Consider the following 15,551-nt stretch of genomic DNA (forward strand, 5'->3'; position numbering starts at 1 on the left):
GCGATATCATATCAAGAATTGTTTTTTCAGGATACAGTTCGCTAGAGATTTTGTACAAAATTCTCTGCGCGTCCCTAGAATTGTGGGACTTGTAGAGATGTTTGTCTTGTATCCTATATGACTTAGTACCGAGTAGTTTTCCGGAACAGTCACAGCTCGAAAATTGCAGGTCAGAGAGAATGGGGTCTGGGGTCGGGGCTAACTGACTAATTGTGGGCGGTTGCATATCTCCTGCATTCTTTCTCTTTCTACCCGCCTGCTGTGCTGGGATACGGCAGCAAAAGCCCCACAACCTTTGTACGAAGATTGAGGGTAAAACCCATCAGGATTTACAAACACTACCACGTATCACAAAAGTTCGCTCATTTTCTAGTTATTTATCTGCGGGTACGGTCATTTTTTCCTGAAAATCAGAGATTGACTCGATCGCCACCACAGTAGCTTCTCACATATTTGTATACATTTTCTCACTTAATAAAGGTACGTTGTTGGGCTTCAGCCCTCTTACGCTCTTTTATACATTACATCAAGGTACAGCCCAACAATTTAAATCACAGTCATACCTCACCTATTTGAGAATAAGTTATATACAAAATATACATTCGATCGCAACCGTCAAACAGTGACTGAGCTTAGTGGTAAAAGCGCACAAACATGAAATTTGGGCGATGTCTGTCTGTATTAATCCTAATTAATCCTAATTTTTGGGAATTATGGGGAAAATAGCGATTTTTGGGGGTACTTTTGACCCGGTGCACTGGGGTCACTTGTTGGTAGCCCAGGCGGCTGTGAGTCAATTTAATCTCGATCGAGTGATTTGGGTACCCGATCGCGCTCCTCCTCACAAGTGGCGATCGGATTTGGCAAGTTTTGAGCGGCGGCGCTCCATGCTCGCTCTGGCGCTCGGCGATCGCCCAGACTTCCTACTAGCTCCGTTGGAGGCAAATCCCTCGGGCAGTTCTTTTGCGATCGACACTTTGCTGTATTTGCAAAAAATGTATCCAGGCGATCGGCTGCACTGGATTATTGGCAGCGATGCTTTCAGAACTCTTCCCAAATGGCACCGATCGGCCGAAATCGGGCGGTTGTGCCACTGGTTGGTGGGCCCGCGTCCGAGTCAGGTAGATCCGCAGACAGCAGAAAGCGGGGACATAGGGGCAGCATCTGAGTGGGGCGATAGTTTGAGCGATGTGTCCATTGATGCTGACGACAGGATGCAGGTTGAGACAAATGCTGTTTGCTGCAAAGTTGCCGAACAGATGGCTCTGCTAGATGTGGAAATTTGTTGGGAGGTGCTGTCCATGCGCGCGATCGAGATTTCGTCGAGCCACATCCGCCGCTGCTGGGCCCAAAATCGCGAGCTGGGCGACTTAGTACCGGAAGTTGTCGGGAGTTATATTGCGGCCCATCAGCTTTACCAGCAACCAGCAGCCGAAAGCTGAATGCCTTGAGCCTTCGGATTTCTGCCTTCTCAAAAATTTCAGATTTTTTCGATACAGACGAAAAGTTAGAAAGGATCAGCCTTTGCGATATGATCTGGTGTCAGAAGTCAATTATTAAATTTTTCCAAAAATTCAGCCTGAGTTAAGGGCTGCCATCATTAGGAGGTACTAGGTGATTAGAGTCGCGATCAATGGTTTTGGACGTATTGGGCGCAGTTTTACGCGCTGCTTGCTGGGCCGAGAAAATAGCCAGCTTGAGCTGGTAGCAATTAATGACACTTCCGATCCGAAAACTAATGCTCACTTGCTGAGATACGATTCCATGATGGGAACGTTGAAGGGTGTGGACATCAGTACGGATGAAAATTCGATTATTCTCAATGGCAAGACAGTTAAATGCGTGAGCGATCGCAATCCGCTCAACCTGCCTTGGAAAGATTGGGGTATTGATCTGATTATTGAAGCAACCGGCGTCTTCGTTGACCAAGCTGGTGCCTCGAAGCATATCACTGCCGGCGCTAAAAAAGTGCTGATTACTGCTCCCGGTAAGGGGCCAGAAGTTGGCACCTATGTGATGGGAGTCAACCACCACAACTACAAGCACAGTGACTACACTGTCATCAGCAATGCTAGCTGTACTACTAACTGTCTAGCTCCCGTACTGAAAGTGCTTCACGAAAATTTTGGCATCGTCAAAGGCATGATGACCACTACCCACAGCTATACTGGCGACCAGCGCTTGCTGGATGCCAGCCACCGGGATTTGCGACGGGCGCGGGCTGCTGCGATGAATATTGTGCCTACTTCTACTGGTGCTGCTCAAGCTGTGGCTTTGGTGATTCCAGAATTGAAGGGTAAGTTAAATGGCATCGCCATGCGGGTTCCGACTCCTAATGTGTCGGTCGTTGATTTTGTGGCTCAGGTAGAGAAAAAGACTTTTACCGAGCAAGTAAATCAAGTTTTCAAAGAAGCAGCCGAAGGCCCGATGAAGGGGATTTTGGAGTACAACGATTTGCCTCTGGTTTCTTGCGACTATCGCGGAAACGATTCTTCTTCCATCCTAGATTCTAGCTTGACACTGGTGATGGACGGCGACATGGTAAAGGTGTTGGCTTGGTACGACAACGAGTGGGGCTACAGCCAGCGCGTAGTTGACTTGGCTGAATTGGTCGCCCAACGGTGGGAAGGCTAGTATCTGAAGAAGGCATTGGTCAGTAGGCAAAAGGTAAAAATAACGAATAAAGCAATATTGGTCTACTGTTTGATGCTATAACCCAGATCCCCCCTAACCCCCCTAAAAAAGGGGGGGACATGAGCCTTCTCTAAAAAAGGGGGGACAAGAGTCTTCTCAAAGTCTCCTTTTTAAGGGGGATTTAGGGGGATCTCGTCTCGGCTATAAGGGAGATTTCAGGACTTACGCACGGGTAGCCAGAAACCGGGTTTTTTCACCCAAATATTTGGTTCAAACCCTTAATATCGGTAAAAAACCCGGTTTCTTTAGTCCTCCGGCGTAAGTCCTGAAATTTGTTTGTAAATCGGACGTACGGTTGAAACCGCGTCTACACTACACAAACGATGTCCGCCGGACGCCGACGGAAAAATAACCGAATTGTAAGTGCCACGTCTTCAACCCACGGAGGTGGGTTTTGTCTATATAGACGCGGTTTCAACCGCCCGGTCTTCTCTGGTAACTCCTCGAAAAATCCCAAATATTAAAAATAATAAAAATTCTGACGGTAAAAGTTAAATAACGGGAAAAATAGCAATCGTTAAGCTAGAGTTTGGTTGTCAAAATTTATATGAAAAAAGCGTTAATTTGTGGTATATCAGGTCAAGATGGAGCTTATTTAGCTAAACTGCTGCTCGATCGAGGTTATGAAGTTTGCGGCACTTCGAGAGACGCCCAAATGTCTAGTTTCGGAAACCTGGCTCGTTTGGGCATCCGAGACAGAGTAAAACTAGAATCCATGTCTCTCAACGATTTTCGCAGCGTCTTGCAAGTATTAGCAAAAATTGCACCCGACGAAGTGTACAATCTAGCGGGTCAAAGTTCCGTCGCTCTGTCTTTTGAACAACCGGTAGAAACCCTCGAAAGTATTGCCACAGGTACATTAAATCTGTTAGAAGCAATTCGGTTTGCAGGCGGTAAAATTAAACTTTACAATGCCAGTTCTAGCGAATGTTTTGGGGATACCGGAGGTTGTGCAGCGGATGAAAACACGCCCTTTCGCCCCAGAAGTCCTTACGCAGTGGCGAAGGCTACAGCATTTTGGGAAGTAGCAAATTATCGGGAAGCGTACAATTTGTTTGCGTGTTCTGGTATTTTGTTCAATCACGAGTCGCCACTGCGCCCGGAGAGGTTCGTCACCCAAAAGATTGTATCTGTTGTGTGCCGAATTGCTGCGGGAAGTTCCGAAAAACTCCACTTAGGCAACATTTCAGTGCAGCGGGACTGGGGTTGGGCGCCGGAATATGTAGAGGCGATGTATTTGATGTTGCAGCAGTCTGAACCGGATGATTATGTAATTGCTACTGGTGTAAGTTATCCTTTGGAGGAGTTTGTGCAGACAGCGTTTATTGCTGCTGGTTTGGATTGGCGGGAACATTTGGTAACTGATGTGAGTCTCTACAGACCGACGGAGATTGGAGTTGGGAGGGGAAATCCGGGTAAGGCAAAAGAAAAGTTGGGATGGGAGGCGAAGTACAAGATGCCGGATGTAGTGCGGATGATGGTGGAGGCGAGGATGGTTTGAGGGAAAATTATGAGGTGAAAATATGGCGGCAGAATATGCAACGGCTAATGAGTGGTATAAGGCCAATCGCCGTGAATTGAAAAAATATCGGGGCCAGTGGATCGCTTATAGTAACGAAGGTGTAATTAGTGGCGATGGCGATTATGACAAAATGAAGGACGGGATAGATCCAAGTTTGTCAAGTTTAGATTATGTGATTGAACGCATATTTGAAAGCGAATTTCTAGATACTGTCCGGTTCTCAGGATTCCATTGTAACTAGAGATTAGTTGATGACGTTAAAACTGTTATATAAGAACTACAAGAGGAAAACAAGTCAAATGCAAACAAGCGAATTAGTTCAAATAAAGAAATCAATTCACGAAGAAAGTTGGAAGCCAGCCTACAAATTTTTACCAGAGCTGATACAGAAATTCAATTTAAAAGTAGGTGCAGAGATCGGCGTGGCGTTTGGAGGTCATTCAGAAGCTATGCTCAGCAATACAAATATTGAACTACTGTACGGGATTGACAGCTATCAACATAGTGACTCTTACGACGACCCGATGAACCTCCCGCAGGCAGATTTTGACATACTCTGTGAAACAACGAAAAATCGCCTAGCTGTCTTTGGAGATAGATTTAGGCTGATTCGTTCAAATTCACAGCAAGCTATGGGGCAAATTGATGGCTTGCTTGATTTTGTCTACATAGATGCAGAGCATTCCTACCAAGGCGTTTGGCAAGACCTCTGCACTTGGTACAGCAAAATTAGAGTGGGGGGTTTAATTAGCGGCCATGATTATGGGCATATCGCTTTTCCGGGCGTGAAACAAGCTATTGATGAGTTTTTTAGAAGGTTAGACTGGCAAGTCAACCTTGAGGGCGAGGGAGTTTGGTGGGTACAAAAGCAATCGGTGAATATCAGTTTTTTCATCCCCGCCTACAACTGCGAACAAACGATTGAAGAGTCAGTTTATTCTATATTAGAGGGTAATTTTGAAGACGACGACGAGTTAATTATTGTAAATGACGGCTCCACCGATCAGACAGAAAGCCTAATTCAGATTATTAAAAATAAATTTCCCTTCATTAAGTATTTTAGTCATGAAACCAACCGGGGTGGTGCCGCAGCAAGAAATACCGCTGTAAAAAATGCTACGCACCACCTTTCTTTCTGCTTAGATTCGGATAATATACTAGCTCCGAAAAGCATTTATAAACTAAAAGAATTCCTCCTGAATTCAGGAGCAGATATAGCCGCCTTCCAAGAAATTCACTTTTTTGAAGGTAACAAAGAAAATATTATCAGTAAATGGATATATCAAGATACAGTTACTTTGGCTGACGCTCTTTGTAGACATGAGGTGCCAGGAGCGAGTGGCAACTATTTGTTTACTAAAGAAAGTTGGCTCAGAGCCGATGGATACCCAGAGTTTGCCGGAGCTCTAGATACTTACGGGTTTGGTTTTCGGCAATTGGCTACAAACTCCAAGATGTACACATTGCCAAATTCATATTATTACCATAGACAGGGTATTGAATCTTACTGGATTAGGTTCACAAGAGCTAATAATAACTGGTCATTAATATTGACTGAAATTTTAGCTCCCTATGCACATTTGATTGCTGAGTTAGATTGGCAATATATTTGTGGGGAAGGCAAAGATAATTGGTGTTTAGAGCTTCCCCGCCGACCTATTTCTTTGAGAACTCAAGTAAAGAGTATACAAACAGATGCAGAGTTGCAGTCAATTGCGATCGCACAGAAACCGCAAGAAAATATAGAGTCACCCAGCCCTCTCGTGTTTACGGGCGAGAGCCAAGTGATTGCCAAATATATCAAAGCTGGCGATATAGTTTTTGACGTAGGGGCGAATGCCGGGGATTGGACACAGGAAGTGTTAAATCAAGGGCATGATGTAGAAATTCACTTGTTTGAACCAATCCCTAATGTATATCAAAGACTCTTGCAAAATCTGGTCAACAAAATTCCCAGCGGAAAAATCAGGGCTTTCAATCTTGCTTTAGGGAATAAAGAAGAAGTAAAGACTTTTTATCACTACGAAGATCTGTCTGTTTTAAGTACCTTTTACCGTAGGGTAGAAGTAGAGAAGCAAGGAAATTTCAATCCTCCAAAATCTTTTCCAGTCGTAACAACAACTATCGATATTTACTGCCAGAAACAAGAAATCAAAAGAATTAATTTTTTAAAAGTAGATGTTGAAGGGGGTGAGTTAGACGTACTATATGGAGCTAAATATTTTTTAGAAACAGGTCGAATAGATTATCTGCAATTTGAATATGGGGGGACTTACCTCGATTCTCAAAGAACTTTAAAAGAAGCATTTGAGTATTTACAAAATTTTCGGTACTCAATATTTAAAATTTTACCCAGCGGATTAGAGTACAAGCCAAGTTTTGTGCCAGAATATGAAGACTTTGAGTACAGTAATTTTTTGGCAGTAAACGAGCGATTCAGAACAAATGTCTTGGGTGAATTAACCGACGGAAAATTGGATTTGCTGCAACTTTGCCTAGAACATTCCGTTACACCCCGCGGCGTTGTTCACGTTGGTGCCCATGAAGGCACAGAAATTAGCGCTTACCAACAAATGGGCGTACAAAATGTGCTGTTCGTAGAAGCAAACCCAATTGTGTTTGAACGCTTGCAGGCAAATTTAGCTGCTGTTCCCAATGTTCTAGTAGCGAATTGTGCGATTAGCGATCGCAATGGTACGGTGGATTTGCACGTTACTTCTTTCGATCAAAGCAGTTCTATTTTGCAATTGAAGCACCATCAGGAGATTTATCCCCACATTACAGAAACTCATCAAGTAACGGTACCGTCAAAAAAGCTTGATACGTTGTTACAAGAACTAGAAATTAATCCCTCTGACTTTAATATCTTAAATATAGATATCCAAGGGGCAGAACTTTTGGCTTTGCAAGGGTCAATCAACTGGCTGAAATATGTTGATCTTATTAATACTGAAGTCAATTACGAAGAACTTTATGAAGGTTGTGTTTTAATTGATCAACTTGATGAATTTTTAGAGGCGCAGGGTTTTCATCGGGTAGCAACAACAACGCCACACCCGTCTTGGGGGGATGCAGTTTATGTGAAAAAACCCGTTATTACTTCATCCGTACTTGGCATGGAGAATATGGGTAGGTTGGGGAATCAAATATTTTTGTATGGGTTCCTGAAAATCTACGCACTGGAACACAATCTCAGGGTTGAAACGCCAACTTGGATTGGTCAGTGTCTATTCGGTCACAGCAACCCGCCAATTTCTCGGTCATTACCTCTAGTGGGAGAGGAATCGCAGCCTTATAAACTTTCCGATTCAGCAATTCTCAATGCACCGGAACCGTTTAAAAATGTAGACTTCCACGGCTATTTTCAGTTTCATACGCAGTATCACGCAAGACATAAAGAGTATTTTAGCTCGCTGTTCAAGCCTGTACCGACAGTCGAAGCAAGAATGGCGGAAGCTATGAACCGCTTGCGTGCTAAAGGTAAAACAGTTGTAGGATTGCATTTGCGTCGCGGTGATTACAAAAGCGTTCATACAGTAGTTCCATATCTGACTATTGCGCCTAGTGGATGGTACAAAGAGTGGCTGAACGGTTTTTGGGAAACTCTTGATGAGCCGGTATTGTTTATAGCTAGCGATGAAATTGAAGATGTAATCGCAGATTTTGCAGAATATCACCCAATAACAGTCAAAGATTTGGGTGTTGAACTGCCGGAAGCACCGTTCTATCCTGATTTTTATATTTTGAGTCAATGCGATGTTTTGGCTATCTCAAATAGCACATTTTCATTTGCAGCAGCCATGCTGAACGAACGGTGCAAATTTTTCTTCCGTCCTAACTTGCTACAGGAAAAATTGATTGCGTTCGATCCTTGGAATAGCGAGCCACTACTGCGGGAAAATCCTAATGAGTTGGGATTGAAAATGCTTCAAAACCCAGTAAAAATCATCCAAATTCAGGAGGTTACATTAATGCCTCCCGATCATCCGGAGTTGCTGTGGGGATTTAATATAGAGGCTCCGGCGATCGGCACTAAGGTAAGTTCAGGTAATCTTTTGATTGGAGGTTGGGTATTAGGTAAGAATTCCAGGGCTATTAAAGTTGAGTTGATTCGCGATGGCGAAATTATCCATGAAATTCCTGTGAATCAGTACCGTCCGGATGTTGCTGCTGTTTTTTCGCAAGTACCCTTAGCAGAAAATAGTGGTTATGCGATCGAATGGGAAGTAAAATTAACGCCGCCTGAATCTCAACTTTTGCTCCAAGCTGTACTCGCAGATAACACCCGTGTCAAAATGGGGTTAATTAGGTTGCAAGAAATTGTTTATCCAACTCCCAAAGTCAAGCCTAGGAAAAAGTGCAAACTGAGCCTGTGTGCCATTATGAAAGATGAGGCTCCATATCTTATAGAGTGGTTGGAGTTTCATAAATTAGTTGGTGTTGAAAGATTTTATTTGTACAATAATAACAGTACGGATAACACTCTTGACATTGTTCAATCCTACGTGGAATCGGGTGAAGTTGTTTTGCACGACTGGCCATTTAGTGCTAAACAACAAGCTTCAGCATACGAATATTGTCTGGAAGCATACAGACAAGAATCGGAGTGGATAACTTTTCTGGACTTGGATGAATTTTTGTTTCCCACAGAAAAGGAAAACTTAATAGAAGTATTAGAGGAATTTGATTCTGTTCCAGCAGTAGGAGTTAATACCTTAATTTTTGGCTCTTCCGGTCATAAAACTAGACCCGGAGGGCTACAGATAGAAAATTTTACTCAGCGATCCCAAGATGATTTTGAATCCAATAGGTATATAAAGAGTATTGTTCGTCCAGCACAAATCCTGCGCTCTAACTGTCCTCACTTTTTCATACCCATTAATAATGATTTATTTACGGTCACAGAAAACAAAGAACCGTTATCCTCTTCTATATCTGAAAGACTTTCTGTGGAAAAACTGCGGGTTAATCATTACTATACTAGGTCGAAACAGGAAATGAAACAAAAGGTTATGCGTGGGGATGCTTTTTTCTCTTGGGGCAAAGCTTTATCTGTTTTAGAAGCCTGGGATAGAAATGAGGTAGAAGATTTAACGATTCAACGTTTTGTTCCTCAGTTGAAGCAAGCTGTTGATTCAGTTAAGTCTAAATCTCGAATAGCACAGATTTTGACTGAACATTGGCATTTGCAGTCTAAGCTGTACCAGATGCAAATGGAATTAGAGGAATCTCAGACAAAACAGCAGCAAACTCCCGGAGAATTTGAGCAATTTTTAACTCAACAGCGAGAACTTCAAGAGGAACTTCAACCAATTAAAAAGGATCTTGAAATCAGGCAGCCTCAATACCACAAAACTCAGGAAGAACTAGAACAAACTAAGTCTCAGCTAATGGCAATTCAGGCTAAAATGCAAGAGATTGAGACCGCAGCGGTTCCGTTAGGTCAACTGGCAGAGTTGTATTTAGCTCAAGGAAAACTAGAAGAAGCGATCGCAGTTTGCGAGCAAGCCTTCAAGATCAAACCAAAATTTGCCCCGGCGTATAAGACTTTGGGGAATGTCTTCCAAGCTCAGGGTAAACTGGATGAGGCAAAGAATTGCTACATTCGCGCTCTTGAAATTCAGCCGGATTTTGCCCAAGCTTTAGCGAATCTGGGAACTATTCACGCACAGCACCAACAGTGGTCGCTGGCGATCGCCTCTTACCAAAAAGCGATCGCGATTCAACCCAACTTTGCTGGAGTTTACCGCAACTTGGCTAAGGTTTTTTCGCAAATTGGCAAGCCACATGAAGCTGTGGAGTGTTGTTATGCAGCCGTGATTTTGGAACCCAAAACAACAGCAGAGGAATACTTCAACCTGGGTAATACTCTGTTAGAGCAAGGAAAGCAGGAGCGGGCGATCGTGTGTTATCGCAGGGCGGTTTATTTAAACCCAAGTTTTTCTGATGCCCATCACAAGTTAAGTGAAGTTATGTCTGTTGTTGCGGAGTAGGATGAAGCGATCGCTTATTATCAAAAGCGATCGAACCTCCAGCACCAATCTAGAACTCACCGCCTCATCGCTACTACAGCAAAGCACGGCCCGTGAGGAGTGTGAGGCTGATCGAAGTTGATGCGGATGTCGGTTAACCCAAAATAGGTCAAACATGACATGATATCTTCACGGCTCATCCAGTTACTAAATCGACTGCTGCCACCGCAGAAACCAGTAGCTTTTACTTCACCTTTATATTCCCCATATTCCTGACGGTAAAACATATGTTTAAAGCCTTGATACTCAGCAGCAGTCTTCTCGGCAAACCTTGCGGAAAGGTAAGGAGTGCTGCGGATTATATTCTCGTCATAGTAGTGAGTCCATATAAAAACTCGGTCTGAAACTTTGGCAATCAAGCCGATCAGCTCAGCAGGGTTTGTCATGTGGTATAGTATGCCGCTGGCGAAGCAAGTATCAAACTTGCCCGGATTTAACCGCAGATATTCTACACAATCCCCGCAAAGAAAGCGAGCATTGCGAAGTCCTACAGCTTCTTTAACAATTAGGCATTTTAGATAAGCGCGAGTGCTGGCCTCAACTGCCGTAATCGATGCTGCTCCCAGTTTCTCCAACATATAGGTATGCCCCGCTTCCAGTGGCCCGAGTTCGAGGATTGTTTGACCTGTAACTCCCCCTAATTGCTCAATAGCCCAAGTGATGCGAGCATCTTCAAACAGTCCGCTTTGTCCTGCATTTAGTAATGACAAATCCCCCGGCAACTTAGATGCCCATTCACCTTGAAAAATATCCAGCGTATTCTGTACGCTAGGGGCGGACTTAACATAATAATCTAGGATTTCCATTGTTCTAAAAAATGAGAAGAGTGAATATATTCAACGCTCAGACTTGCAAAGGGTAACTTCTAAGTCTGCAAATCTATTACATAGTCAACACCCGGTTGTTGAACATAATCCAATCCAAGTGTTCCTGGTTTTTTGTTGCCACCACAGCCTATATCGAGTTTAAGATATTGCACAACCTACTCCTTTGTTATTTTTCTGAGAATACAAATAAGTTCTCCAAAATTTTCTTGGAAAAGTTGAATTTCAAAACCAAAAAATAGATTTTTTTGACAGTATTCAAGAATTTCTGGGAAAGTCTCTGCTGTCCAGACGTGAAAATGAATGCTGTAATCTATGTCAAGTAAATACTGCATCCGCTCAGCCACCTGTGCTTCTGGAAATTTGTCAACTAGCCTAACATACTCTTCATAATGAGGCAGTCTAGACCATTCTGGCCCTTCTTTGTAGTCCCGAATTAGGTGGTCGAGGGAAGTAAGGGGCCGATCGCGATCGAATGTATAACGTTTGTCCGGTACGCCCATATACACAATTCCTTCGGGTTTGACAACTCTCAAAAAGTTTTCCAAAGCGCCGATCGGGTTTTGACAGTGTTCTATCATGTGATTGGCAATGACAAAATCCCAGGAGTTATCTTGTGTGCCTGCAAGAGTTTCACCGTCATCTATAATATCAACATCTATTAGATTGACCCCAGCTAGTTCCGGGTAGTGTCTCCTTAATTCTTCTACTGACATCCGATCTATGTAATGAACTTTAACACCAGCAGGAACTTCTAGAGGAGCATTCAGCGGGCCCACCTCAATTCCCTCACCTTTCAAGTATTGAGAAGCTATTTCTCTTCTTTTTGCGTACAGATCCATAATTTATTGTCTTGTCTTTTGAGTTGGGGTTTGACTCAACGGCACGGGGGTGGGTGCGATCGACCTTTCTAGTTTACCCGATCGCGCGTATTGGTCGATCGCCTGAGTGCGATCGTCTGAGTTTATTTTTGGGATAATTTTATGGTAAATTTGGTAATATGGGGCTTGGGGGCGATCGGGCATCTATAATACCAGGGGTTTTGGCTGGAACTTTCTCAGAGGGGTTGGGGTCTGTTATGCTTGACAAGGCAACGGCTGGAGATTGGTATGGGCGATCGGGGGCCAAATTCCCCTCGTTTGTGGTATTCTTCTGAGAAACCTTTTTTAAGAGTTTGAAACGCTTGATAGCGATCACATTTGCGACGTTTGAAACAATTTGCGGCGACTTATAAAGAAGATTCTTATCACCAATTAAGTAAAGCACTCAATAAAGAAAGATGGTCAGCATTAACAAAAAAATCTTAGAATTGAAAGAGGCAGTATCACGTTTGAGTCACCAGCAGGAGTCTCTGAGCGAGAAACTATCCGCTTTCAACCCAAATCCTGACCTTCCGAAAGAGTTGAGGGAATCATTTGCTTCTGTTTTGAGTCAACAATCAGTTGACATCATCAAGGAAATTGAATTTCATGATTTTTTCAACAATCAGCCTTTTGAAAGCTTGCAAGTCTATCTTCAAGAAGAATCCAAAAATCTGCACAGGGAGGAAACAGAAAAAGATTGTGTATTTATAACAGGTCGTTATAGAACGGGTACAACCTTCTTGTATTCACTCTTTTCTTCTTTAGAAAATACGGCTGTTTTCTACGAACCTTTACACCCAAATTTACTAGAATATTTAGATAAAGAGCAAAATGTTAGCGAACAGCTAAAAGCATTAAATGGTCATACATTTAAGGGGAACTACTTTGAAGAGTATAAAGTGTTAAACAGAAAAATTTTATTTTCTACTCACCAAAGAGAATTTAGCTCCCGAAAGTTGATTATGTCAACCGTAGATTCTTATTATGACTTGAAAAATTATGTATCTTTTTTAACAAGAAGTTTGCCGGATATCCCGCTAAAAGTCCTTCAATTTAATCGGGTTGATTTTCGATTGGGGTGGTTTAAAAAGAATTTTTCCAATGCCTTAATTGTCAATTTAAGGCGTAACCCTAGAGATATTTATGCTTCTTATAGAACTGTAAATGCTAGAAATACGAGTGAAAATAATGAACAAGAGATAGGAAGTTTGTTTTATTTAGACGACTATATAAGTATTTTAGGTAGACTCTCGATTCCTCAGATCTGCGTTCAGCAAATGAATACCTATGAAAAGATTTACTTTTTAAATCAACTGAGTAACTTGTGGTCTGATTATTTTGCCGATATAATACTCGATTATGAAGAGTTAGTTGAAGATCCGGTGGGCATAGTAAGCCGGATCGCGTCCCAGGTCAAAGGCTTTGAACCTAACTGGAAAAGTGAGATTTTAGCAGCCAAAAAAGATAGAATCAACGTATGGCAAGAATATCACGAAAATTCTTGGTTTCTCAAGTGTGAATCAAAGTGCGACAATTTAATAGATCAACTGTTGTTTCCTTCTAGAACTAATAAATTTCCTATGATTATCCGATCTGAATACGAGCAAGCTCAATCGCAACTTCACCAAACTCAGGAAGAGTTAGAAGAGTCGCAATCGCAACTTCACCAGACTCAGGAAGAGTTAGAAGAGTCGCAATCGCAACTTCACCAAACTCAGACAGAGTTGGAGCAATACAAAGCCCAATTGCAATCTACTCAGGTAGAGCTGGAGCAATCCCAATCACAATTTCATCAGACCGCAGCGAGCCTAGAGGAATACTGTTCTCATCTGCATCAAGCCACAGCGATGTTAGAAGAATATCAGTCTCAGCTTCATCAGCTCGAAACCTTGTGGCAGCAGTCTCAGGCTCAATACCATCAAACTCAACGGGAATTACAGCAGTCTCAGGCTCAATACCATCAAACTCAACGGGAATTACAGCAGTCTCAGGCTAGTCTCAGGCTCAATACCATCAAACTCAACGGGAATTACAGCAGTCTCAGGCTCAATACCATCAAACTCAACAGGAATTACAGCAGTCTCAGGCTCGATGGCATGATACAGAAGCACTATTGGGTCAATTGCAGGTCGAACTATATCGTGTTCAGCGAGAATTGAAGCGATCTCACTCTCAACTACACCAAGTTCATAAGGAATTAGAAGACTCCCATACTCAACTCCAGCAGAAGGATATAGTATTGCAAAAGTTGCATTCCCAAAGACACCAAATTAAGGGGGAATTAAAGCACTCACAATTTCAGATATACCAAGTTCAAGGAGAATTACAACAGTACCAGTCCCAACTGCATCAGACCGAGACTGTCTTGCAACAGTACCAGTCCCAACTGCATCAGACTGAGACTGTCTTGCAACAGTACCAGTCCCAACTTCACCAGGCTCAGGCGGAGAAGCAACAGTACCAATCCCAACTCCACCAAGCTCAAGCGGAGAAGGAAGAGTACCAATCCCAACTCCACCAAGCTCAAGCGGAGAAGGAAGAGTACCAATCCCAACTAGGAGTGTGGTAAAGTTGAGCTTAGAGCAAATTGTAGCTAGTCCTACAGATAGTCACAATCATACACACTACACACTTTTAGTCTGGGATGCCTGGTATGCTTATAAAAAAGGCGACTTAGCTAAAATGCGAGAGTTTTTACAGTCGTCTTTGAAATATACACATCTCTCTCGAACAGAAACTGTAGTAAGCTGGTTAGAGCAACTCGCAAGGCTTTCAGGGGAACAGGGTGAAGTTCTAAATACTGATTTCCTGACCAACTCAAACGATTGGAAACAATTAATGAGCCAAGCCGTAACATTTAAACACATACTAAAACGGAACTGATTGAAACAATGACTGAAGATGAGCTGAAAGCAAAAGTAGCAGAAATACCTTTCTGGTTTCATTGCATTAACTTGGGGAATGGAATAATTACTCCTGGTTGGTCTAAAACATCTTCTCCCGCAAATGAACGATTTATTGGTCTTCCTGAAAACTTAGAAGGGGTAACTGTATTAGATATAGGTGCTTTTGATGGTTTTTACTCATTCGCTGCAGAGCGTCGAGGAGCTAGTCGTGTTCTTGCAACTGATGATTTTGCTTGGAAAGCAGGCCACAAAAGAGGCTTTAACTTGGCGCGGCAAGTTCTTGGTTCTCAAGTAGAAGATCAACAAATAGACGTGCTTGAACATTCACCCGATAAGATTGGTGTTTTTGATTTGGTTTTATTTTTGGGAGTTCTATACCATATGCGTCATCCTCTATTGGCTTTGGAACGAGTTGCCAGCGTTTGCAAAAACCAATTAATCCTAGAAACACATGTGGATATGCTAGATTGTGAAAAACCAGCAATGGCATTTTATCCTGGCACTGAACTTGGTGAAGATCCGACAAGTTGGTGTGGACCTAATCCTCCTATGGTCAAGGGCATGCTTGAAACTGTAGGATTTCAGAAGGTTGAAGTGGTTTCTACTTCACCATCATTTTTGTGTGGATCTTCTGTCAGCACTAGGATGGTCTTTCACGCATGGCGTTAAGCTCTGTTACGAGCGGAAAACTACTGAACATGGAAGTTGCC

At 42.8% G+C, this 15,551-nt stretch carries 11 protein-coding genes; 8 read left to right on the forward strand and 3 right to left on the reverse strand.

Going from position 1 to position 15,551, the window contains the following annotated elements:
• Positions 1-713 precede the first annotated feature (713 nt).
• From nadD to JGK22_RS14655, 5 genes are all read left to right on the forward strand, one after another.
• Positions 714-1,442, forward strand: coding sequence for a nicotinate (nicotinamide) nucleotide adenylyltransferase (nadD, locus tag JGK22_RS14635; protein WP_293206024.1), 729 nt, complete (start codon positions 714-716; stop codon positions 1,440-1,442).
• A 172-nt stretch (positions 1,443-1,614) separates the two neighbouring features.
• Positions 1,615-2,634: a type I glyceraldehyde-3-phosphate dehydrogenase gene (locus JGK22_RS14640; RefSeq protein ID WP_293178915.1), complete on the forward strand. Its 1,020-nt coding sequence runs from the start codon at positions 1,615-1,617 to the stop codon at positions 2,632-2,634.
• 607 nt (positions 2,635-3,241) lie between these two features.
• A complete protein-coding gene (locus tag JGK22_RS14645) occupies positions 3,242-4,195 on the forward strand; it encodes a GDP-mannose 4,6-dehydratase (RefSeq protein ID WP_293190587.1) in 954 nt (317 codons plus the stop codon).
• Between the two features lie 22 nt (positions 4,196-4,217).
• Positions 4,218-4,457: a DUF5678 domain-containing protein gene (locus JGK22_RS14650; RefSeq protein ID WP_293178909.1), complete on the forward strand. Its 240-nt coding sequence runs from the start codon at positions 4,218-4,220 to the stop codon at positions 4,455-4,457.
• 58 nt (positions 4,458-4,515) lie between these two features.
• Positions 4,516-10,209 carry an FkbM family methyltransferase gene (locus tag JGK22_RS14655; RefSeq protein WP_293277101.1) on the forward strand — a complete coding sequence of 1,898 codons (5,694 nt, stop codon included), beginning with the start codon at positions 4,516-4,518 and terminating at the stop codon, positions 10,207-10,209.
• A gap of 56 nt (positions 10,210-10,265) precedes the next feature.
• Here JGK22_RS14655 and JGK22_RS14660 read toward each other — a convergent pair whose 3' ends face one another.
• From JGK22_RS14660 to JGK22_RS14670, 3 genes are all read right to left on the reverse strand, one after another.
• On the reverse strand, positions 10,266-11,054 hold the full coding sequence (locus tag JGK22_RS14660) for a class I SAM-dependent methyltransferase (protein ID WP_293206034.1): 789 nt from the start codon (positions 11,052-11,054) through the stop codon (positions 10,266-10,268).
• A 176-nt stretch (positions 11,055-11,230) separates the two neighbouring features.
• Positions 11,231-11,914, reverse strand: a complete 684-nt coding sequence (locus JGK22_RS14665; protein ID WP_293206037.1) for a methyltransferase domain-containing protein — start codon at positions 11,912-11,914, stop codon at positions 11,231-11,233.
• Between the two features lie 3 nt (positions 11,915-11,917).
• Positions 11,918-12,097 carry a hypothetical protein gene (locus JGK22_RS14670; protein WP_293206040.1) on the reverse strand — a complete coding sequence of 60 codons (180 nt, stop codon included), beginning with the start codon at positions 12,095-12,097 and terminating at the stop codon, positions 11,918-11,920.
• A gap of 254 nt (positions 12,098-12,351) precedes the next feature.
• On the opposite strand from JGK22_RS14670, the gene JGK22_RS14675 reads away from it, so the two are divergent.
• The 3 genes from JGK22_RS14675 (at position 12,352) to JGK22_RS14685 (ending at position 15,510) form a co-directional block, all read left to right on the forward strand.
• Positions 12,352-14,094, forward strand: coding sequence for a sulfotransferase (locus tag JGK22_RS14675; RefSeq protein ID WP_293313098.1), 1,743 nt, complete (start codon positions 12,352-12,354; stop codon positions 14,092-14,094).
• Positions 14,091-14,504, forward strand: coding sequence for a hypothetical protein (locus JGK22_RS14680; RefSeq protein ID WP_293313100.1), 414 nt, complete (start codon positions 14,091-14,093; stop codon positions 14,502-14,504). Before JGK22_RS14675 ends, JGK22_RS14680 begins: the two co-directional genes overlap by 4 nt.
• 322 nt (positions 14,505-14,826) lie before the next feature.
• Positions 14,827-15,510 carry a DUF1698 domain-containing protein gene (locus JGK22_RS14685; RefSeq protein WP_293206049.1) on the forward strand — a complete coding sequence of 228 codons (684 nt, stop codon included), beginning with the start codon at positions 14,827-14,829 and terminating at the stop codon, positions 15,508-15,510.
• Positions 15,511-15,551: the final 41 nt, after the last annotated feature.

Origin of the sequence: Microcoleus sp. PH2017_08_TRC_O_A, from assembly GCF_020738665.1 — a bacterium.
Classification (GTDB): Bacteria; Cyanobacteriota; Cyanobacteriia; order Cyanobacteriales; family Microcoleaceae; genus Microcoleus.